General features: G+C 42.5%; 18 protein-coding genes. 5 read left to right on the plus strand and 13 right to left on the minus strand.

Annotated features, from left to right (window positions below; all coding sequences use genetic code 11):
- Positions 1–57 precede the first annotated feature (57 nt).
- From BLW54_RS03485 to BLW54_RS03495, 3 genes are read right to left on the minus strand one after another with little or no spacing between them, the layout of a single operon-like run.
- A complete protein-coding gene (locus BLW54_RS03485) occupies positions 58–426 on the minus strand; it encodes a thiol-disulfide oxidoreductase DCC family protein (RefSeq protein ID WP_074733253.1) in 369 nt (122 codons plus the stop codon).
- A gap of 22 nt (positions 427–448) precedes the next feature.
- Positions 449–2,197 carry an aminodeoxychorismate synthase component I gene (pabB, locus tag BLW54_RS03490; protein ID WP_074733254.1) on the minus strand — a complete coding sequence of 583 codons (1,749 nt, stop codon included), beginning with the start codon at positions 2,195–2,197 and terminating at the stop codon, positions 449–451.
- The gene (locus tag BLW54_RS03495; protein WP_035506946.1) at positions 2,194–2,799 is read right to left on the minus strand and encodes an anthranilate synthase component II; all 606 of its coding nucleotides are present in this window, start codon (positions 2,797–2,799) and stop codon (positions 2,194–2,196) included. The genes pabB and BLW54_RS03495 overlap by 4 nt, the downstream gene beginning before the upstream one ends.
- 182 nt (positions 2,800–2,981) lie before the next feature.
- On the opposite strand from BLW54_RS03495, the gene BLW54_RS03500 reads away from it, so the two are divergent.
- The 3 genes from BLW54_RS03500 to BLW54_RS03510 all read left to right on the plus strand — a co-directional run bounded on the left by BLW54_RS03500 (position 2,982) and on the right by BLW54_RS03510 (position 5,722).
- A complete protein-coding gene (locus BLW54_RS03500) occupies positions 2,982–4,340 on the plus strand; it encodes a sensor histidine kinase (protein WP_074733255.1) in 1,359 nt (452 codons plus the stop codon).
- A complete protein-coding gene (locus BLW54_RS03505) occupies positions 4,315–4,935 on the plus strand; it encodes a response regulator (protein WP_074733256.1) in 621 nt (206 codons plus the stop codon). Before BLW54_RS03500 ends, BLW54_RS03505 begins: the two co-directional genes overlap by 26 nt.
- A 64-nt stretch (positions 4,936–4,999) precedes the next feature.
- Positions 5,000–5,722, plus strand: a complete 723-nt coding sequence (locus BLW54_RS03510) for a Bax inhibitor-1/YccA family protein (RefSeq protein ID WP_074733257.1) — start codon at positions 5,000–5,002, stop codon at positions 5,720–5,722.
- Positions 5,723–5,954: 232 nt separating this feature from the next.
- On the opposite strand, the gene BLW54_RS03515 is transcribed toward BLW54_RS03510, so the two are convergent.
- Positions 5,955–7,247, minus strand: a complete 1,293-nt coding sequence (locus tag BLW54_RS03515; RefSeq protein WP_074733258.1) for an alpha/beta hydrolase — start codon at positions 7,245–7,247, stop codon at positions 5,955–5,957.
- Between the two features lie 902 nt (positions 7,248–8,149).
- Here BLW54_RS03515 and BLW54_RS03525 point away from each other — a divergent pair.
- Positions 8,150–8,902 carry an alpha/beta hydrolase gene (locus BLW54_RS03525; protein ID WP_074733260.1) on the plus strand — a complete coding sequence of 251 codons (753 nt, stop codon included), beginning with the start codon at positions 8,150–8,152 and terminating at the stop codon, positions 8,900–8,902.
- Between the two features lie 74 nt (positions 8,903–8,976).
- Here the strand turns inward: BLW54_RS03525 and BLW54_RS03530 are convergent, their stop codons facing one another.
- The 5 genes from BLW54_RS03530 to BLW54_RS03550 all read right to left on the minus strand — a co-directional run bounded on the left by BLW54_RS03530 (position 8,977) and on the right by BLW54_RS03550 (position 14,622).
- A complete protein-coding gene (locus BLW54_RS03530) occupies positions 8,977–10,374 on the minus strand; it encodes an amidase (protein WP_074733386.1) in 1,398 nt (465 codons plus the stop codon).
- Positions 10,375–10,382: 8 nt separating this feature from the next.
- Entirely contained in the window at positions 10,383–11,594 is a 1,212-nt protein-coding gene (locus tag BLW54_RS03535; RefSeq protein WP_167358782.1) for a diguanylate cyclase domain-containing protein, read from the minus strand.
- A gap of 370 nt (positions 11,595–11,964) precedes the next feature.
- Complete coding sequence (locus BLW54_RS03540) at positions 11,965–12,669, minus strand: CAP domain-containing protein (RefSeq protein ID WP_074733262.1); 705 nt, start codon at positions 12,667–12,669, stop codon at positions 11,965–11,967.
- An 80-nt stretch (positions 12,670–12,749) separates the two neighbouring features.
- Complete coding sequence (locus BLW54_RS03545; protein WP_074733263.1) at positions 12,750–13,895, minus strand: DEAD/DEAH box helicase; 1,146 nt, start codon at positions 13,893–13,895, stop codon at positions 12,750–12,752.
- Between the two features lie 286 nt (positions 13,896–14,181).
- Positions 14,182–14,622, minus strand: a complete 441-nt coding sequence (locus BLW54_RS03550; RefSeq protein ID WP_074733264.1) for an SRPBCC family protein — start codon at positions 14,620–14,622, stop codon at positions 14,182–14,184.
- Between the two features lie 137 nt (positions 14,623–14,759).
- Here BLW54_RS03550 and BLW54_RS03555 point away from each other — a divergent pair, with 137 nt between their 5' ends.
- Positions 14,760–16,169, plus strand: a complete 1,410-nt coding sequence (locus tag BLW54_RS03555; protein WP_074733265.1) for a Na+/H+ antiporter NhaC family protein — start codon at positions 14,760–14,762, stop codon at positions 16,167–16,169.
- 395 nt (positions 16,170–16,564) lie between these two features.
- Here the strand turns inward: BLW54_RS03555 and BLW54_RS03560 are convergent, their stop codons facing one another.
- The 4 genes from BLW54_RS03560 to BLW54_RS03575 all read right to left on the minus strand — a co-directional run bounded on the left by BLW54_RS03560 (position 16,565) and on the right by BLW54_RS03575 (position 22,256).
- Positions 16,565–17,050, minus strand: a complete 486-nt coding sequence (locus BLW54_RS03560; protein WP_074733266.1) for a GyrI-like domain-containing protein — start codon at positions 17,048–17,050, stop codon at positions 16,565–16,567.
- Positions 17,051–17,237: 187 nt separating this feature from the next.
- Entirely contained in the window at positions 17,238–18,194 is a 957-nt protein-coding gene (argF, locus tag BLW54_RS03565; RefSeq protein ID WP_208598912.1) for an ornithine carbamoyltransferase, read from the minus strand.
- Positions 18,194–21,199, minus strand: a complete 3,006-nt coding sequence (gene carB, locus BLW54_RS03570; protein WP_074733267.1) for a carbamoyl-phosphate synthase (glutamine-hydrolyzing) large subunit — start codon at positions 21,197–21,199, stop codon at positions 18,194–18,196. The genes argF and carB overlap by 1 nt, the downstream gene beginning before the upstream one ends.
- Complete coding sequence (locus BLW54_RS03575; RefSeq protein WP_074733268.1) at positions 21,189–22,256, minus strand: carbamoyl phosphate synthase small subunit; 1,068 nt, start codon at positions 22,254–22,256, stop codon at positions 21,189–21,191. Before BLW54_RS03575 ends, carB begins: the two co-directional genes overlap by 11 nt.
- Between the last annotated feature and the right edge of the window lies 1 nt (position 22,257).

The raw sequence follows: 22,257 nt of genomic DNA on the forward strand, positions 1-22,257 counted from the left end.
ATACTTCCTCAGCCTTTTTGATTTCAAGAATCCACCTGATGTAATAATTCTCATATTCTAGGCGTATCTAGGCAGATCATAACGTCCAAACCACTGATGTCTATGGTCTGAGAACCACCGGTATAAGGGCGAACCAATACGGCTGACACCCGGGAGAGAAAGCAATAGACCTATTACAGAAAATAACGGTAAAGACAGGAACAACTTTCGAATTGTTTCAAATCCTTGTTTAACCTCTCCTTCTTTAGTCAACATATGAATTTCCTCTAAAGTATGACGCCCATCAAGGTACGGGTACCTCCCTGTCCCACTGGTTTCCTGGACGGCCACCCACTTGATTTGATTCAGCCAGTCAAATTTCCGAAATGTCTTTTTTACATAGAAGCAAAACGGACATTGGGCATCATAAAACACCACATGCTTCATTATCAACCACTCCTTACGTGCATTATGGAGTGTCTTCCACTCCGTCAACTCTCACCCAGCCTCTGACAGCATTAATCATCCAGATTTCCTCAAAACGGGAGATGTCTTTCTTAAAAAGAATCTTTTCTTTTATGTCCCCTCTTCTCAGTAAATAACCTCTATAAGTCCCTGCTAATAACCCACAATTTACGGGAGGAGTATAATACTGTCCTTTCAGCTTAACAACGAGATTAGCAATCGTAAATTCTGTTAATTCCCCTCTTTGATTCCAAAGCAAAGTCGCCTCAGCATTTGCTAATTGACGCTGGTTATAGACGCTGCGGTAAGTCGTTTTATGAAATAAAAATGGATCGTTGTGATCAATAGGTTCAAGCGCTAAACATCCAATCACTCTCTGATCGACGGGTGTATCCATTGGATATACTTCTATATCCACTTCCCCATTCTTCTCTACGAGCATGCGTATTTTGTAGCGTCCTTCAGGGTAGGTGGATGCTGTCTGCCTGCACTTTTCTATCAGGGAACTCCGAGTCACTTGAAAAGAAAAATATTCAGCAGAAGCCATGAGCCGATCTAAATGGCTCTCTAAACGTGAAATAGATCCCCTTTCTAATTTCATTGTCTCCAATAATTTAAAATCAGGACGATCTTCAGTCAAAAGCTGAGCTTTTGTCTGCAATTCTTCAAATTCCCCTTCAGAGGTAGAGTCCCAAGTTATCCCTCCGCCGGTACCATAAATAGCTTTTTTCTCTGTTTGGTTGATCATCACGGTACGAATCGGTACATTAAAGACAGCCTCTCTACCAGGCGTCATATATCCAATCGCCCCGCAGTACACCTCTCGTGGGGATTCTTCCAACCTCCTAATATATTCCATTGTCCTGACTTTCGGTGCTCCGGTAATGGAACCGCACGGGAATAGGGATTGAAATAAATCATACATCGTGAAGCTCTCAGGAAGTTGTCCTTCCACTGTTGAAGTCATTTGATGAACGGTTGGATAGGTTTCCACCTCAAAAAGCTTTGGTACATGAACGCTGCCAGGAACCGCAATCCTGCCTAAATCATTCCTTAGTAAATCCACAATCATGAGATTCTCCGACTGTTCCTTATTCGAAGTTAATAAATGCTGCCGCTGCTTCTCATCTTCCTTGGTAAAACGACCTCTACCGGCTGTCCCTTTCATCGGCTTCGTTTTCACTGTGTTTCCATCAACTCGAAAAAAAAGTTCAGGAGAAGCGGATAGCAAACGGTGCTCCCCCATATTCAAATAGGCACTATAAGAGGATTTCTGGTTGCGTGCAAGCTTCTTATAAAAAGCATAATCATCTCCTGAAAAAGTGGCCTCCATCCTCGTGGTGAAGTTCACCTGATAGGTGTCCCCACGTTCAATACCTGTTTTAATGGCCTTTATTCCTTCCTGATATGTGCCAAAGTCCCCTTTAATCTCCCATTTAGAAACATGAAAAGGTTGATTTGCCCGATTTTCTCCCCCAACCTCAGGATCCCGGAAGACACCAAACCAAAGAAGCGGCCAGTCAGGTTGATGATGAACAGGTAAAGCGTGATCAAAGGCTGGTGCTGCTTCATAAGACACATACCCCGCAACATAATATCCCTCATTAAGTCTTAACTCGACTCGATGGAAAATGGATTTGACTTCTTGGATGTCATCCGTCTTTAATATTTCCACAGGGTTTTTAAACGTTTTCGGAGCAATCCTCCCGTTAGCGTCTGCAAATTCGAATAACAGAAATGGAGAATCTGTCATACTCCGACTCCCTCCTTTCTGCTCTCTTTAAAGCGGACGGATTGTTTATAATAATTTTCAAGTATTTCGTATCCATATTCCGATAAGATCGACTCAGGATGAAATTGGATTCCTTCCATCCTCTTATTACGATGACGTACCCCCATAATCACACCATCTTCAGATATAGCGGTTACTTCCAATTCTTGAGGTAAGGTGGAGAAATCAGCTTGAAGGGAGTGGTATCTCGTCACTCTAAAAGTCCCTGGCAATTGGCAAAAAAGTGTACGGCCATCATTAGTTATGGCTGTCACTTTTCCATGCATAGGGCATGACCCTTTATCAATCACTCCTCCAAAATGTTCTACGATCAACTGGTGACCAAGACAGATTCCTAAAATCGGAACCCTTCCTCCGAAGTTGTGCAGCACCTTCCTGCATATGCCCGATTCTTCCGGACGCCCGGGCCCTGGTGACAGAACAATAAGGATGGGATCAAGGGTCTGAATTTCTTCCATCTCCCACTCATCATGGCGCTTGACTATTACTTGCGCGTTCATTTGTTTAAAGTATTGGACTAGATTATATGTGAATGAATCATAGTTATCGATGATTACAATCATAGATGTAGACACCTTTCATCCTCAAGTATATACATCTATTATACTACTCTACTTGCTTTTTCCATAGAAGGAGTTATCCGAAAAATAACATCTTGGCAACGCTTCAATGGAAAAAAGAATCGAAAATGTTGCTCGCATATATTAGAATGTATAGAAAGATATCGTCGTGAGGGTGATTTGTATTGAAACCAGAACTACTGAAGTCTAAGAGTATATGGATTAAAATCGTTCTCATATTGATCGGGATCACGATGCCTTTGTGGCTTAGTGTGGAACGGTCAGGGCTTGCGTCTGTGCTTGAAAAGCTTCAAGCGTCCCCATCGGGAAACACCTTGATGATGGCTGCCTTTGGACTTGTCACATTAAATACAATCCGTGCCCTCCCTCACTATATTGGAGCCTTGCTTCTCGGGGATGAGCTGGGGGTAAAGATGAAACGGTCATGGCTGAAAGTGGTCGTCCCAGTGGTCCTTATCCCTCTGGTTTACGCAATTATTAACGGTTATAATTCTATCCATTACCATTTTGGGGGACCTGCGATTTTTCTATTGCTGTCCATTGCTGTTCTTCATTTTCTTGGGAACGGGAAGCTTCGCCCGGTATTTAAAGCGTTCATTCTTGCCCAGTTGCTTTTTGGGTTCCAATGGCTGGATACCGTTCTATTTCTCAGCGCTTTTGGATTTGGAGGCGGAGAAGTCTCGATGGAGATCAAAAGAATGGCAGACGAACTTGGCTTTGGAAGTACTTTAAGTTTCTACAGCCTTGTTTTCTTTGCCGTTTTTATTATTAATGCAACCTTCCTTGCCGTATATTTAACGGTAGCCGAACAGAAAGCAAAAATGAGGCAGGACTTGGATATCGCCCGGCTGGATATGGTGGAGTCCAGATCAGGTCGAGAAGCCCTTCACCTCGTCCACGATTTAAAAACACCACTATCGTTAATGGAAGGTCTCAACAGTCTCATTCAAATGAAGACAAAAGACGAAGAAATCCTTCAATACACGAATAAAATTTCTTCATCTATCCAAGCAACCAGTGATATGGTTTCTGAAATTCTCTATCACGAAAAAAAGAATTGGTGCACGTTAAAAACGTTTATTGAATATGTACGCGCCAATAAATTATCAGAGTCTGCAACTATCTACGCTTTTGACCTGCAGGCAGATGAAAATATAGAAATATACATTAACAAAATCCGCATGACTCGTGCACTTGTAAACTTAATTGACAATGCAAGTGATGCGGTAGAAGGTAAAAAAGATGCCAAAGTTATCATTGCGACTAAAGTTAGTCGCTCTGGCATTCTTATCGGTGTAAAAGATAATGGTCAAGGCATCAGCCAGGCAAATATCAATAAAATTTGGAATGCAGGATACAGTACAAAATCCCATCCTGGTGTGGGGCTGACGTTTGTTCAAAATGTTGTCAAGGAACACGGAGCGGAACTATCGATAGACAGTGAACAAGGAGTCGGAACAACATTCTGGATCCATTTACCAAAGGAGAGAGTACGAGATGAAAATACTAATCATGGACAATGATGAATCCCTTCGCTACATGTTGACTGAATTTTGCAAGCATGCTCAATGGGACTCAGATACAGCATCCAACGGCCGCGAAGGTGTCGATCTGTTTTTAAAGGGAACCTATGATGTCATTCTTGTCGACTACCATATGCCGGAGATGGATGGTCTTCAAACCGTCAGGGAACTCCGCAAACACAACACTGTTGTCCCGATTCTCGTTCTAACTGTTGATGAACGTCAAGAAATAGCGGATCGATTCTTAGAAGAGGGGGCTACAGACTTCGCACTCAAACCAGTCAAAGCACCTGATTTAATTTCCAGAATTAAACTTCATGCGCAAATATCCAACATGAAAAACAAACAAGAGGAAGAAGAAGATGTGTTTACCGCGAAAGGAATAAGCAAAGGGACTTTGAACACCATCTCAAGTTATTTGCAGGAAAACAGGGAGGCCTATCCCGTTGATGTTATTTCGAAAGACATTGGACTTGCCTATCCAACGGTTTATCGTTACCTTATGCATTTACTGGAAGAAGGAAAAGTTAAACAAGTGGTCAGCCATCAGAAAATCGGCCGACCAAAAAAGTTGTACAAATGGTATGCGCATTAAGTGTCTATCTTCTTATAGACGGGTATATGATAAATTGAGAAGGCATAAAGAGGAGTGGTGAAAAATGAGGTCGGGCAATCCAGTTTTAAAAAATGGTACATTCCAACGTTCAGGCTTACAAGGAGAATCGATGACCCTCGGGGGAACGGTGGCTAAAATATCACTCTTATTTCTTTTTCTCTTAGGCACAGCCACCTATACATGGTATCAGTATTCATTAGGTGCAGACGTAACAATCATGATGGTGATCGGAGCCATTGGAGGGTTAATTTTTGCACTAATCACCGCCTTCTTTCCAAAAGCTGCCCCTGTCACAGCCCCCATTTATGCAGCCTTAGAGGGCTTTTTTATTGGAGGAATTTCCGCATTTATTGAAGGGGCTTACTCCGGCATTGTCATACAGGCAGTCAGCCTGACAATGGCTGTAATGGGAGTTTTGTTATTTCTTTATGCAACCCGAATTATTAAAGTAACTAAAAACTTCCGGCTTATGGTGGTATCCGCTACATTAGGAATCTTCCTCGTATACCTAGTAAATTTCATCCTGAACTTCTTTGGTTTGACGGTTCCTTACCTTCATTCGAGCGGGCCTATAGGGATAGGAATCAGTCTAGTGATTGTCGCGGTCGCGGCACTAAACCTGGTCCTCGATTTTGATTTCATCGAACAAGGGGTTAATCGTGGAGCACCGAAACATATGGAATGGTACGGTGCATTTGGTTTAATCGTTACCCTCGTCTGGTTATATATTGAGATCCTTAGATTGTTGCAGAAGATCAGACGATAATCCCCTGATGCCCCATACGCTTTCTCATGACTCCCGGAGATATTTTGTCATAAAGCCGATGGGCTAAAGCAAACAAAGGAAAGAAATTAAACATACGTTTTTCAACCTACAAAGAGACTGACTCTCCTTCACAGGACGTCAGTCTCTTTTCTTTCCCTCCCCATTACGCCGATTCTCCTCCCATGCCCTTTCACATGGCTGCCACCTGAATGACTGTCCATGAAGGATAAAATCATCTTTCATGTTGAAATCCCTGTTGATCTAAGAAATCAACAATACCGTCAACCACTCCATCAGCCAGTGGCAGATCTGGATTGGTATAGGTGGCCAGGTTTTCTTCTCTGTCTTCCGGAGCTTCCTTCAGAATATGATTCATCCCATCAATAAGGAGGAGATCCGCCTCAGGCTCCGCTTCTTCTAAACGGTGCGCCTCCTCTACAGCCACCTGTATATCATGAGTCCCATTAATAATCAATGATGGAACATCCAGGGCTGCAAATTGCTCACTAGGGTCATAAGCCATCCAAGATATGATAAAAGGCTGCATATCTGGGGCTAAGACACTTTGCAATGGCTGGCTAACATCCGATGCTACTTCCCCATTTCTCATTTTCTCTAAGATGGATTGACTCTCCTCAAATAAATCCTTCGGTAAACGATCCTGCAATTGATTTTCTAGGACTTGATCTATCGTCTGTCCGGCACCCGCCAAGGAAATGAAAGCCTCTGTCGTTTCGGACCCTGCCGCCATCATTCCGACAAGTGACCCCTGGCTGTGACCAATAACAGCAATATCAGTAAAACGGTCATCCTCTTCTAATATCTCAAGCCACTGCTTGGCATCATCAACAAAAACTTCAAAACGCATTTCTTTCTGATTAACAACAGCCTCCCTATTTTTTCCGGCTCCTCGCTTGTCATATCTTAAGGATGCGATCCCTTTTTCCGCCAAAGATTCTGCTAAAAGCTTAAGGCTATCATTTTTTCCAGTTCCCTGAGAGTTTCCATTTCGGTCGGTAGGACCGGACCCTGGAATAATCAACGCAACCGGAGAAGGCCCATTTTTTTCAGGGATTAATATCTCCCCAAACAATTTCCCAGTAGAAGTTTCGATCGATAAAAACTCTCCATCCTCTTCACTCTTCCTCTCCCCTTTTTTCAAAGAAAAAGGGAAACTTTGACCATTCTGAGTAAAAGTTCCGCTGATTTTCCCATCACTGAACTCACCATCAAAAAGGACAGACTGTCCAGGGAGAGGCATTTTAAACGAAACCTTCTCCTCCCTCTTTTCAATATCTGTTAGGGAAAAATCGGTGACATTCTGGGCAGGAATTGTAATACTCCCCGTCCATTCTTCCCCTTTCTGGAAATCTATAAGGATCGACAGCGGCTGATTAGGAATTTCGATTTCACCTTCCCAGTGCCCCTTTAAATCTGTGCGATCCTTTCCCTCTGCTTCCTCATTCTTTTCAGTACATCCAGTTATAATAACCAGTACGATTATCAAATAAGCTAACTTTTTCATCGTTTTCCTCCTCTTCTTCATTTTACATGAGAAAGAGGAAATATATAACAACGAAAAACCGACCCAATCATGAGAGCAAGAGCCCTTCATACATATAGGCCATCCCTATTTAAGAAAGACTCTCTTAAAAGATGAAGCCAAAAATCATCCTTGGCTCTGACTAGACTTCTTACTATTCAAAAAGTAGGTTGTCATAAACAACAAGGCAAGGAAGATAAGAATGATCTAATCCCAGCCGTCATACCAACTACTTCTGAAGCCACGCCAATAATGTAACCAGCAACACCAACCCCGATTCCTGCAGCGATATAAATCAGTCCATGCGCTGACGAATGCCGTTGCGGTCGGGAAGAGCATGTATACTTTTTCCCTTTGAGATATGGGTACCTCCTAAAAAGGATTGGACCGGAAACACTTTCAGGAAATTCCCCACCGTTTTTTTGCTCCCCTTTTTTATGTAACCGTTTTTCCAGTAATTTTAATCTATGCTCCATAAGTGTTATATTCAACTAAATAACAGGGGACTTAAACTCTTAGATTCATAGCTTGTAAGGATTAGGGAACGTTGCCCCATAAGAATTAGTGGTTTCTCGGAAATACGCGTTTTCCTGCATAAAAAAGGCAAGCTATTCTCTGGGCTTTTACCTAGCTCCTCCTGTGGGAGTCTCATAGTTCTCCCCCTATCCGAAAGGGGAGGAACATCCTTTACGAAAATTATAAAGAGGAAATGCCAGCAGGATGAGAGGATTCCCATGCTTATTTATAGGAATATCCGCAAAAGGCTCACCGTACTCCTACGGAGAGCGAGTGACTTCCTCCCCCATGTGCTGTCAATCATAACGAATGCCCCGTCCCGAAACCAAATATTCCAGATAAGGACTGATTTAAAGGAAGGTGAGAACATGGAAAGTGTTGAATTCAAAAACAGGCAAGGTCTAAAGCTTAGAGGTATTTTTCAAAAGGGGACCAATGGGAGACTGATCATCATGTGTCATGGTTTCCGGTCTAATAGGTCTTCTCGCGGACGTTTTGATCGTTTCGCAAAGACCTTCAACAAACTTGGCTATCATGTGTTGAGATTTGACTTTGGGGGATGTGGAGAAAGTGAAAACCGTCCATTGAGTGTTGCGGGTGAGATAGCAGATCTTAAAGCTGCAATCCAGTATGCGGTCTCCAACGGTTTCACTGAAATCATACTGTATGGTCACAGCCTTGGGGCCCGTATTTGCCTGGAATGTTACCATCCTCGATACATAATAGCGATGATTCTAACCGGTGCAGGCACAGGACCTGTCCTTTACGACTGGGGAAAGGAATTTTCCCCTTCCCAGTTGGAGGAATTAAGGGAAACAGGCAATATGAGACAACCTGTACAAGATCCCTTTCGAGAAGAAGTGATGATTTCAGAACAAATGTTATTGGACTTTGAAGAAGTGAATCAATATGACCTTCTCTCAAGAATTACATGTCCAACACTACTAATCCACGGGGACCAAGGGGAGGAGGAAATTCTGATGCCCCTTACAAAGAAGGGGATGAAGTGGCTGCCTTCCTCTTCCCGTCTTCACATTATCGAAGGAGCTCCTCACAGCTTTGAGGGTTATTTAGATCAAGTGGAGCAAAAAAGTATTGAATGGCTAAAAGAGCAGGTTTAAATGGATCAACCTTTGATTAATCAATATACCCTCTACCAATAGAAAGCCAGGATCCCTAGGAAAGGTCCTGGCCTTTATTGGATTTCTTCATATTTATGCCACCATGGTCGTGCTTCTTCAAGTTGAGAAGCTAATTTCAGCAATGTTTCCTCATCTCCGAAACGACCGGTGAAATGAGAGCCGATCGGTACATTTTCCTTATTCCAATAAAGAGGCACACTCATTGCTGGGTTTCCAGTTACATTCGCTACTGGGGTCAAGTGAGCGTATTGAGCGGAAACTGCCAAAATTTCCTCGATCGTGTTCTCTTCCCCATTGTAGCATCCCAAAGGCAGGGCCGATTTAGAGTTAACGGGATGTAAAAGTACATCATAATGATCAAAGAATTCATGAAACTTCACACTTTCTGTCGCTAGGAACATGCGGGCTTGTTCATATTCCAGAGCCGTGTAACCTTCTGCTTTGCCAATCAAAGTAGAAAGCATCTTTTCTACACTCTTTTCATTTGGAATTCGTCCAGTCATTCTTGCTGCCCCTTTAACAGCTAGTGCCCCTCCAACAACCCATACTGTAACAAAGGCTTCCATAAAACGATTGAGGTCTAAATCCGGATAGGCAATTTCTACTTCATGTCCTAATGATTCGCACAGTTTAGCTGTTTCCATAATGGCATCCTGGACATCTCCACTGATCGGCATCCGTTCTCCGAAATCGGCCAAGTAAGCAATTTTTAAAGAGTCAAGATCTCTATGTGATATATGAGCATACGGCCCTCCTGCAGCTGGTGTGGCAAATAGATCTCCTTTTTGGGGACCTTCCAAAATATCCAAAAGGGCTGCACTATCTCTTACAGACTTTGTCACCCCATGACTGACAGCCAGACTGTTTAAATGCATGGAAAAAGGGGTTCTCCCTCGAGTTGGCTTTAATCCAAACAGGCCGCAATTTGAGGCAGGGATACGAATAGACCCTCCCCCATCACTGGCATGCGCTAAAGGAACCATCCCTGCAGCAACTGCTGCTGCTGCTCCTCCGCTTGACCCTCCTGGAGAATACATAAAGTTCCACGGATTTTTTGTAAAACCAAGATGAACCGATTCTGTGGCAGGTGTAAATCCAAACTCAGGCGTATTGCTTTTGCCAATGAAGGTGAACCCGCCCCTTCTAAAACGTTTAACGATTTCATCATCCCAGCTCGCTTCAAACCCTTCCATTATTTTGGAGCCATAGGAAAGGGGATGCCCTTGGACCGCATTCAAATCCTTAATCAGAAAGGGCAGTCCGCGAAAATAACCTTGTTCATTTAAAGGCTCATTTATGAAATGGACTACAGCATTCAAGTCAGGATTTTTGCGGTCGATTACCGCTTTGTAGTGGTTTATAATTTCAGTAATTTTTAATTCCTGTCGTTCTATTTTTTCTTTTAATGCGACCGCATCATACTGATGAATCTCTCGGATTTCCAACACCATTTCCCCTTTCATATCATTTCATAAGAATAGACGGAAACACAGCTTTTCCCTCTCTTTTTTGCTTGATAAAGTGCACGGTCTGCTCTACTAAGAAGTTCATCTTGGTTTATTCCATGTTCCGGAAAAATGGAGACTCCGATTGAAACACTCATTTCGATGTTATACCCTTGCAGATGAATAGGCTGCAATACCCGATTAAGCAGCCGGGAAGCCACTTGCCTAGGGGGATCTGAGTTTGATAAGTTACTTAATAGAATAATAAATTCATCTCCACCAAATCGAGAGAGAAGATCCGTTTCTCTCAAACCTTTGCCAAGTCGTTCGGTGAAAATCACAAGCAGTTCATCACCAATTTGATGTCCAAATCGGTCATTAATCTGTTTAAAGTTATCCAAATCAAAAAATAGTAAAGCAAACATTGTGCCATGCTTTTTCCCCCATGTCAGTTCATCACTCAATGCTTTAAAAAAGTACCGCCTATTAGGGACTTTAGTCAATTGATCATAATAGGCCATATACTCCAATTGATTCTGCTGGCGCTTTCGATCTGTGATGTTCCGGCAAATAGTTTGAACAGCCTTGCCCTGCTGATATTTAACTAATCCTCCATGTACTTCAACTTCGATGATTGATCCATCAAGCCTCTGAAACTGACGCTCGAGCGGCCCTTGGACAAACCCGCCTGACAAAAGCATTTCCAAACGATGACGAACATCATCGTTCGATTCATTGTATACAAACGATTTTACATCCTTTCCGAGTAACTCATTAGCTCCTGTCGCCCCAAGCAGCTGGATTCCAGACTGATTCACATAAATGATACGATCCTCTTCATCATGTAGAAAAACAGCATCAGGCGAAGTTTCTACTAAGGTTTGATATCGGCTTTCGCTCTCTGCTAGCTCTTGTTCTTTGTATTTCAGTAGTTCTATCACTTGAGCTGCTTCCATTTTAATATATAAAAAATAGGTCATTCCTTGCTGGATCGACTGAATCCCATAAGCGATTCCAAAAGGTGAGACTGAGGAACCGTTCTCGCCTTCGACTAGTTTATCTGGACGTTTATCTGCCCGAATAAAGGTCTTTTTTAATTGATCTAATTTGCCTTTACACCCCCATTCATTTAAAGGGGTACCTTCGAGGTTACCATAAACTTTTCTCATAGTTGGATTCATATAGGTAAACTGAAATTCACGATCCTTTTTTTGAATGATAGCCACTGCGTCACTCAAGTGGTTACATATATTTTTAAGGAATGTGGGGTGATTCGTTATGGAGTGAATGGGATTCATTTTTCACACTTCTTTCTTGTTGAGAATAAGAGAAATGAACTAAAAAATAATGTTTGTAACGATAAAATTATACCATCATTCCGACAATTAATTCCATTTTCTTCATTTTAAGGCTTCGGTACGAAATTATTTTTACTAAGCATCCTAGTAAGCGCGGTTGTCTTAGGGGGGCATGAAGAAACTAAGGTACTCCTTCGTTAAGAAGACCTAAATGATTCACCTTTACATTTTCTAATCAAAAATAAATAAGCCGGATTCTTTTTCCTTTAGAATCCGGCTTATTTCATTCTTCTATTTGTTAACGAGGGGTCATGAATAATTGTGTCCAATATCTCTTGTAGGGACCTGAACCTTCAATATACCCTACACCAATGTGAGTGAAATCTTCATGAAGGATGTTTTTCCTATGACCTTCACTGTTCATCCACCCTTCAACCACTTCCTCTGGCGTGCGTTGTCCGGCTGCAATGTTCTCGCCCGCTGTCCGGTAACGAAAGTCAAACTCATCCATCATATCAAAAGGTGAACCATACGTTGGTGAAGTATGACTGAAATAACGTTTGTCTGACATATCCTGTGACTTGACATTTGCAAGTGCACTTAAGCGATGATGCGTTTCTAAAGGCGCAAGCCCCCGCTCTTTTCTTTCTTCATTTACAAGCGAGACAACTTCCTCCTCAAACTCTTTCAGTTCATAATCCCCTAGGGCTCCCTCAGACACTTGTTCTTCTTGATTCCCTGCATCGCTTTGTTCTTCAGATGACTGATCAGGATACTTCCATTCAATTCCTTCCAAGGTTTCGAAAAAGGAATCAAGGTCGACAGCAAAGTTTTGAAATTCATTCTTTATATCTGTATTCTCCACCCAGCCCTGGACATGTTGCGAAACCTTTTCATAGGACTCCCGCGGACCTTCTTTCCACAGATCCTGGGCAGAAACGGGTGTCCCGATGATAATGATCACAAACAAGGCGGCAAGAAAGAGAATTAGCTTTTTAATCATGATGATTCTCTCCTTGTATCAAGTAAGATGTACTCTCTTCCAGTATTCCACGCCAGGGCTTCAAAGGCAAGTATCAGCTATTATTTACGGGCATGTCGGAGGTTTCCTTTATATATAACATTTTCCTCTAAAGGCACTTCCAAATCACGTGCAAACTTCTTCAACCTTTTTTCTTCCACAGGATTCACCAAAGATACGACCGTTCCTTCTTGGGAACCGATTCGCCCTGTTCTCCCAGCGCGGTGGATATAGGATGTCATGTCTTTCGGCACATCCAAATTGACAATATGATTGATTTCTTTAATATCCAACCCTCTTGCCGCAACGTCTGTCGCCAGTAATAAAGGGTACTCTCCTTGTCTGAATTCCTTAATCGCCTTTGCTCTTTGTTCTTTCTTCGCATCACTGTGCAACAGGCCGATATCTAAATGTTTATAAGTCAATTTCTCCGCCATGATATTAAGCTTGGCGATATCCTGCATAAACGCAAGACCTTTAAATCCCTTCATTCTTGCTAATTTCCTTAATGTTTCGACTTTATCCCTATCTTCACAAACGATATAGGTATGGGTGACGTCTGGTTTCTTTGATTCCTCCGAAACTCGAATAACTTCTGCTTCCTCATCCATGAATGTTTGAGCAACAGCAATGACTTCATCAGGTAACGTTGCTGAAAATAACAGAATCTGGGTATCCCTCATGGTACTCTTCAACACATTTTCCACCGTATGCAGGTGTTCTGGTACTAACAATTGATCAGCCTCATCCATCACAACTGCTTTAATTTCATGGGCTTTCAATTTCTTCTTTTGCATTAATTCATATACACGTCCAGGGGTGCCGACAACGATATGCGGTTTCTTTTTCAGCTTGTCCATCTGGCGCTTAATATTTGCCCCGCCGATCATCGTCATACTGGTAATTCCGCTGTCTTTTGTCCAAAGTTGCACCTCATGATATATTTGCATGACTAATTCATGAGAAGAGGCCATGATTAATATCTGAGTGTTTTTCTTCTCGGTCTCTACTTTTTCAATTAATGGCAGCAAATAAGCGAGCGTTTTCCCGCTTCCGGTCGGGGCCTCTGCTACCACGTCTGTACCCTGAAGTATAAATGGAATAGCTTGTCCTTGTACTTCAGTTAAGGTGTCATATCCGGACTTTTCCCATGCCTTTTTCGTTGAAGAGGATAACTCCTTCAACCACGATTGCTCTTTTTCAGTCATCTAAAATCGACCCTTTCCGTATTACATATTTTTCTTTATTCATGCACCATTGACGCTAATAATTTCATATAAATCCCCTATACAGGACGTCCCAGTCATCCCTGATGTCCTAGGGTAACAAACCACGTTCATCGTAAATCAAGTCTTCCACTATCCTTCATTTAGTTGAATAAATCATTGATAAGTAATAGTGTCCTTAAATATATAAAAAATAGACCTCTTCCCATATTGGATAATGGAGAGGCCTTTCATACATGATCCATAGCTTAAATTTATTATATCACCATTACGAAGAAGTTTCGATAAACTTCTTCAAATGCTCAAGGTGGTCCTTGTCTTCCTTTTTAATGATTAATGTGATCAGCGGCTTCATTAACTTATTTCGGAGTCCCTCTGTATAAAGTTCTCCTTGAAAGTCAATCCTTGTTCCTTCTGAAGTTTGAACAAATTGATAATGATAACGCAAATCTAACCCATGCTGGTAACTGCGCACAGAATATTTCCTATTCGGATCGAAGTCTGTGACTTCAATGATTGAGCGTGCTTTTCTTCCCCTGATTTCCCGCGTTTCTTGAAACCTGTACCCTTCTTTCACAGGTCCTTCACTCAAGATGTCAACAGCCACAACTGTATCCATAATTTCAGGACTGATTGTAAAGTTTGTAGCCGTCGTAAACACATCTTCCAAAGGTTTACTAATAGTCACGGTCTGGTTCATAAAAGCCATACGCACCCTCCTATGTAAAAAGTTCTATCCCCTTATATTCGTTTTTTACGCTCATACTCCTTTTTTGCATAAAAAGAATATCCTGTCCAAACACACACATTATAAAAGAAGCACACAAAAAAGCGAGGTATGGGATTATGGGTTGGATTTCAGTTGTTCCTTTCATTGTTGTTATCATTGCGGCTATCTGGACGAAACAGGTCATCCCGAGCTTGTTATTTGCCGTCGTAGTCGCTGGATATATTATAGACCCTCATTGGCTCGGTGGAATGATGACAGCATTAGGTTTCATCATTGAGGGGCTGAGGGATGAAGCCAACTTAAAAATTATCCTTTTTTTATACGCTTTTTCTGCCTTAATTGGACTTGTGAAAATGTCCGGGGGGATTAAAGGTTTCGTAAAAGAAGCAACGGAGCGAATCGACCACAAGCGAGGAGCTTTTATTCTTACCTGGCTTTCTTCATTAGGGACATTCAGTGCACCAAGCTTTCGAATTGTTACAATTGGACCTGTCATGAAAGCACTAAGAAGGAACATCCCAATGACGAAGCAAGAACTTGGATTCGTTATCGAAACAACAGCTTCTCCTCTGGTGGTTTTGATTCCAATCGCTACTGCTTTTGTTGGATATATGACGTCTGTTATTGAACTCTCCCTGCAGCAGGCGAATACAGACGGGGACGCCTATTCTTTGTACATCAATAGTATTCCTTTCAACTTTTTCGCCTTCTCCATGCTCATCGTCGGCTTTTACATGAGTTTTTTTCATAAAAACAAAAAACCTGCAAAAGATGCGGAAAACTTGGATCAGGAAAAAAAGGATGACGACAGCCAATGGGAAGATTGTCATCCAGCGGTTACAAAAAACCTTCCGGCCCAACCATGGCACCTGATCATTCCTTTGATCAGTGTCATTGCTCTCACATTTTTCCTTATGTATATGGTTGGGATCCGGGAAGGAGAAACAGGGTTTAGTGCATTAATCAACGCGAATGTCCTGGATGCTATGGTACTTGCCGTTGTTTTAACACTAGTCGGGTTCGTCGTTTATTTGAAATTTAGAAATGAAAAATTAAGAAAAATGATGAACACCCTTGTAGATGGTGGAAATGAAATGATGAGCGTCATCGTTCTTCTTGCCATGGTGTGGGGATTGAGCAGCGGATCCGAAGCACTAGAATTTGCAGATGTGATTTCTACTTCCTTCGACTGGATTCCAGCTGGATTTGTGGCTGTCATTATATTCATAGTTGGGTGCGGGCTTTCTTATTTTATAGGTTCCGCCTGGGGAACATGGGGAATCCTTATGCCTGTGGGTGTTTCAATCGCCACCGTAGCCGGGAGCTCCCTCCCTGTTGTCATTGGTGCTGTATTCGCAAGCGGGACATTCGGTGCGTTTGCTTCGCCCTTAAGTGATGATACGAATACGACTGCCGGAATTTTAAATCTAAATCCCGTCAAGTATGCGCGGTTTAAGTTGAAACCAGCGCTTATTGCCGCTTCCTTCGCATCTGTCCTTTACTTTGGGTTATCGTTTATTCTGTAAAACATCCACGCTGGTAGAGTTCTGGGGATAGGACACAAAACTGTCCTACTCCATCAAAAAAAATGAGCCGAAATCTCCCGAATAGATTTAAGAGAGTACAACTCTCCTCTTATAAGCGCTTATATTTTTTAGAAGTCCGAATGAATAGCCCCCTAAAAGAATGGCACCTACAGGTACGAGTATAAATATAGACTGAAATCCAGTCATAGAAAGCTGAAACGCCAATAAACCAGCCGATGGTAAAAGATAAATTTAATAAAATAATAAATCAATCAAAACGTTCATGCGTATCTCCTTCCTTTAACCTTTACAAAGAAGGGGGATCAGTAGCACATTCCGCAGCAATCCATAAAAAAAGCAAGGCACCCTTTCGAGCCCTCCTTGCTTTTCCTCTATTATTTAATTGGAAGGAACAAACGATAACTCGTTTCGGAACCCGTGTATGGATGGTATTCTTCAAATCCAAAACCATCCAATTGCTGGTATTCATTTTCCTTCATCCACTCATGAAGATAATGGTAAGGATTAAAATCATGAACAGAGGGGTCGTATTCCAGCATGGCATACGTATGAGCGGGAATAGTTTTCGTAATCATGTCTGTCGGGATCTTTTCGAAACTATCGACCTCTACAGCAGCAATCCAATAAAACGCGTCGGTCATCTCATTCCAGTTGGGTGGATCGACGAACATTCCGATAGAGCAAGGGGCGTTGATTCTGTTTCTAACTGTTGGCAATTTTGTTGTGTGGAACTGTTCCATCAACCGAGGAATTTTGACTTCCCGTTCCTCCATCACCGTTTGACAAGAGACCCCGACCACTTTGAAATTAGCCTTACGAACAACCTTGGGCTCCACAGCGGTTGTCAATTGCTCACTCATTGACGGCCACTCCTTTTGATTTTGAATACTCTCTTTAAATTACTTCCACGTTGATCCTAAAATTCCTTGTGAAAATTGAGTGTTCGATGAAATTCGCAGCCTTTCGACCTTTTCTTTGTGTCTTTAATTTAGATCAGGTTCCATTCCTATATCCTATTATTTGTTCCTGCCAAAATATGCTCAGAATTCACTTCCATCCAATAACTGCTTGTAAAATTGCCTTTTGTACATGCATACGATTCTCCGCTTGTTGAAACACAACCGAATGATCCCCATCAATTACATCGGCAGTAACTTCCTCACCTCGATGGGCGGGGAGGCAATGTAAGAAAGAAACATCCGTCTTCGCGCCCTTCAATAATAGTGCGTTCACTTGATACCCTTCAAAATCCTTCAAGCGCTCCTCAGCCTCTTCCTCCTGTCCCATACTCGTCCAAACGTCTGTATAAATAACATCAGCATCGACCACTGCCTGTTCTGGGTTATTTTCTAAAATAACTGCCCCTCCATGAAGTTTGGCTAGATTTTTTGCTTTTTCGGTAATGGCCGGGTCTGGCTGATACCCTTCTGGGGCTGAGATCACCATTTCCATCCCCATCATCGCCGCTAGAATCATTAAAGAATGAGCGACATTATTTCCATCACCGATATATACCACTTTCACACCACCAAGACGCCCCTTCAATTCTAATATTGTGAAAATATCAGCAAGTGCTTGGCAAGGATGGTACATATCACACAGACCGTTAATCACAGGTACGGTAGCATGAATAGCGAGTTCATGCAGCTTCTCATGGGAAGTCGTTCTGAACATAATCGCATCGACATAACCGGACAGAACACGAGCTGTATCTGCGATCGTTTCCCCACGGCCGATTTGAATGTCCCTTGAATTCAAATAAAGCGCATGACCTCCCATCTGTTCCATTCCAACCTCGAACGAAACACGAGTACGAGTCGAGGATTTTTCGAATATCATCGCCAAATTTTTGCTTTTCAGTGATTGGGAATATGGGTTTTCTTTCACATACTGAGCTTGAGCTAACAGTTGAGAAACCTCTCCTTGCGTATAATCCAACCATGTCAGTACATTTTTTCCTTGCATCGAATGATCAGCTGCATGTATTTGTTCCATCAAATTCATTAAGATCGCACTCCTTCACGTTTATTTCCCGGAAGCGGGGCAGGGAAGAAGTCCTCACAGGCTAACGATTGTAAATACGCTTCAAACGTTGCTCGTTCAGTGAAAACAGTCAACCCATTTTTGATTGCTTGGATACGTCGTTTCGTAGCCGATTCGCTTGATTGATCATTCACATAGATCGAAGCTTCTTCTATCTTCACCCAGTCCTCAAAATTCAAATCGGTCGACAGCTTTGTGTCGCCTTCTATATAACAGGAGTCTTTTATCTTTTGAGCGTTTGGTAAATGAGAGAAAACCTTCCGTAAGGCTTCATCCACTGTCTCTCCCAGACACATTCCCTCTCCTGTTGACTTCATATTTGGGCCGAGCTTATGGTCCACTTCTGTCAGGGCGTATGAAGAGAAGACAGGATATTTTACAGCGGTGCTCTGAATTTCCGGCTTCGGAATTCCTTGTAGATTAAGTTCATCACCAGCTAGAATGCGGACAGCCAAATCAACAAGGGGCACATTAGCCACTTTACTTACAATCGGCACCGTTCGGCTTGCTCTCGGATTCACTTCAAGGACATAAACGTCCTCACCACTTAATAAAAATTGAATGTTCATGATTCCCTTATAATCAAAGTGGTGAACGATTTCACGGCTGTACGAGTGAATCGTCTGCTTCATTTCTTCAAAAAGGGTGGATGGGAATATCGCCATACTGTCCCCTGAATGCACACCGCCTGGTTCTATATGTTCAATAATCTCAGGCAGAAAACAGTTTTCCCCATCAGCCACGAGGTCTACTTCAACTTCTGTACCTTGTATAAAAGGATCAAGCATAATTGGATAATGACGATCATCCGTAGCTTGTAATGCTTTTTTCAATTCCTTCAAATCTTTTACGATGACCATCCCTTGGCCGCCGATGACATAAGACGGACGGCAAAGAATGGGAAAGGAGTAATCTTCAGCAGCTTCTAAAGCTTCTTTCTTTGTATGACAGGTCGATCCGGATACGTATGGGATTCCCCGTTCGTTTAAGGCTGCATAAAATTTATCTCGATCTTCTAGAGCATCTAACACATCTGTTTGAACTCCAGCAAGCGGAATCCCTGACGCTTCCAATTCTTCCGCTAAATTTATGGCTGTTTGGCCACCAAACTGTGTGAAGACAAGATCCACTTGTTCATGATGAACAATAGATGAAATAATTTCTTTTTGTATGGGTTCGAAATATAAGCGATCTGCCGTTTCATAATCAGTACTGACGGTTTCTGGGTTATTGTTCACCATAATCGTAGTCCAGCCTTGTTTCTGCAGACTCTGAATGGCTTTAACCGCACTATAATCAAATTCCACTCCCTGGCCAATTCGAATCGGCCCGGAACCTAGAATCAATGCTTTTTTCTCTCCTTGTAAAGGTATCACCTCATTAGTCCCTGCAAATGTGCTGTACACATAATTGGTTGCCGCTTCAAACTCAGCTGCACATGTATCCACCAATTTGAACTGACGCTTAACCTCAAAGCTCTTTCTCTTTTTCTTTATCTCATTTTCAGATAATCCCGTTAGATCAGCCACCTGCTTGTCAGAAAATCCATTCACTTTCACTTGGCGCAGCAATGTTTCATCAAGCGGTTCTTCTCTCAGCTTTTCTTCTAAATCAACGATGTTCTTCATTACCTGTAAAAAGAAAGCATCGATTTTCGTTTGCTTTTGTATAGTTTCCACACTTTCTCCTTTTCGCAAGAGATGGAGAATAGCAAAGTAACGCAGATCTGTCGTTTTTTCCAGGTGTCCCCACGGTTCATCTAATGTTGGAATTTTCGTATCCAATGATTGGACTGCTTTTTGAAAAGCTCCTTCTAATGTGCGGTCAATAGCCATCACTTCACCTGTGGCTCTCATTTTTGTTCCAAGCTCTCGGTCTGCCTCTGAAAATTTGTCAAATGGCCAGCGCGGAAATTTAACGACAACATAATCAAGGGCAGGCTCAAAACTAGCATACGTATGGCCGGTCAGTGGATTTTCAAGTTGATCTAGAGAGTAGCCAAGTGCCACTTTTGTAGCCATCTTCGCAATAGGGTAACCGGTTGCTTTGGAAGCAAGCGCAGAAGAACGGCTGACTCTTGGATTGACCTCAATCACGTAATATTGACGGCTCTCTGTATCAAGGGCAAATTGCACATTACACCCTCCGATAACATCCAATTCGGAAACAATTGTAAAGGCAGCTGTTCGCAGCATTTGGTAATCGTTGTCTGACAAAGTTTGAGAAGGGGCCACAACGATGGAATCCCCTGTATGGACGCCGACGGGATCAAAATTCTCCATGTTACAGACGGAAATACACGTACCATTCTGGTCCCGCATGATTTCATACTCAATTTCTTTAAACCCGGCGATACTCTTTTCGACAATGACCTGGTGGATCGGACTAGCCTTCAAACCTGTAGATATCAATTCTTCTAGTTCAGCTTCGCTGTGAACGATTCCACCACCGCGTCCCCCTAGTGTATAGGCAGGTCGGCTAATAATGGGATACCCAACCTGATCAGCAAACGTCTTCGCCTGTCTTAGTGTTGTAATAACTTCGCTCTCAGGTACGGGTTGGGATAGTTCATTCATTAAGCTGCGAAACAACTCTCGGTCTTCCCCTTGTTGAATGGAGTAAACGCTTGTTCCTAATAACTCCACTCCATATTTCTGTAGGACGCTTTCTTTTTCTAATTCAACCGCTAGATTGAGAGCTGTCTGCCCTCCAAGCCCTGCCAACAAGGCATCTGGTCTCTCTAAATCTATGATTTTAGTTAAGCTTGCTACGGTTAACGGTTCGCAATAAACCGTATCTGCAATATCATGATCTGTCATGATTGTGGCGGGGTTATTATTAACGAGGATCACTTCACATCCTTCTTCTTTCAGGGCGAGACATCCCTGAGTCCCCGAGTAGTCAAATTCTGCCGCCTGGCCAATCATAATGGGTCCTGATCCAATGACTATAACTTTACGAGACATGTGCCTTCACCCCTTTTTTCTTTACCAGTTTAATAAAATCATGGAACAACCATTCCGCATCTTTTGGCCCTGGATGGGCTTCCGGATGGAACTGAGCGGATAGAATCAGCTTCGAATCATGCATCAGTCCTTCTACAGACCCGTCATTAACGTTATAAAACCTTTTCGCAAGCGGTGTATTCTCAAGGCTTTCTTCTTTGACCACATAATTGTGGTTTTGTGAGGATAGAAATACTTTACCTGTGATGACATCCTTTACGGGATGATTCGCACCTCTGTGACCAAATGTCAGCTTTGTTGTATCCGCTCCATATGCAAGAGCGATCACTTGATGCCCCATACAAATCCCAAAACTAGGATACTTATCCAAAACATTTTTGATAGATGGAAGGGAGTCTGTTGTATCTTTCGGGTCCCCCGGTCCATTGGACAAGACCACAGCATCTGGTTCCAGCTGGTCCAACGTTTCTAATTCTGAGAAGGGAACGACCGAAACACGAAGGTTATGTTCTAACAGGGCATTTAAAATCGAGCGTTTCCAACCAAAGTCAATCAGGGCAACGTGCATCTCACCTTCCTCGCCATACGTAGTAATCGATTCGCCTTTGACTTTATCAATTTGGTGACTGTCTGCTGTTTGGAATATATAATCCGGCTTCGTGGAAATAGCGGCTTGCTGTGTCCCCTCCGCACGAATGGCTTTGGTCACTTCTCTAGTATCTACACCTGTCAAAAAAGGAACATGGTTTTCATTCAAGTAATCTCCTAGAGATTGACATGATTGAAAATGAGAAGGGTTTTCTTCACATTGAAACATAATCACCCCACTCACTTGAATTTCGTCACTCTCCCCATCCGTCTGATTAATGCCGTAATTTCCAATCAGAGGATACGTAAATACAACAATTTGCCCTTTATAAGAAGGATCTGTTAATACTTCCTGGTAGCCGGTCATCCCGGTAAAGAAAACAATCTCTCCCTGGATAGGCTTATTGAACGATTCTGATGCTTTGCCTTTGAATGTAGTTCCGTCTTGTAAACATAGGTACCCGTTCATA

The organism is Halobacillus karajensis (genome assembly GCF_900108515.1).
In the GTDB taxonomy this organism is placed as follows: Bacteria; Bacillota; Bacilli; order Bacillales; family Halobacillaceae; genus Halobacillus; species Halobacillus karajensis.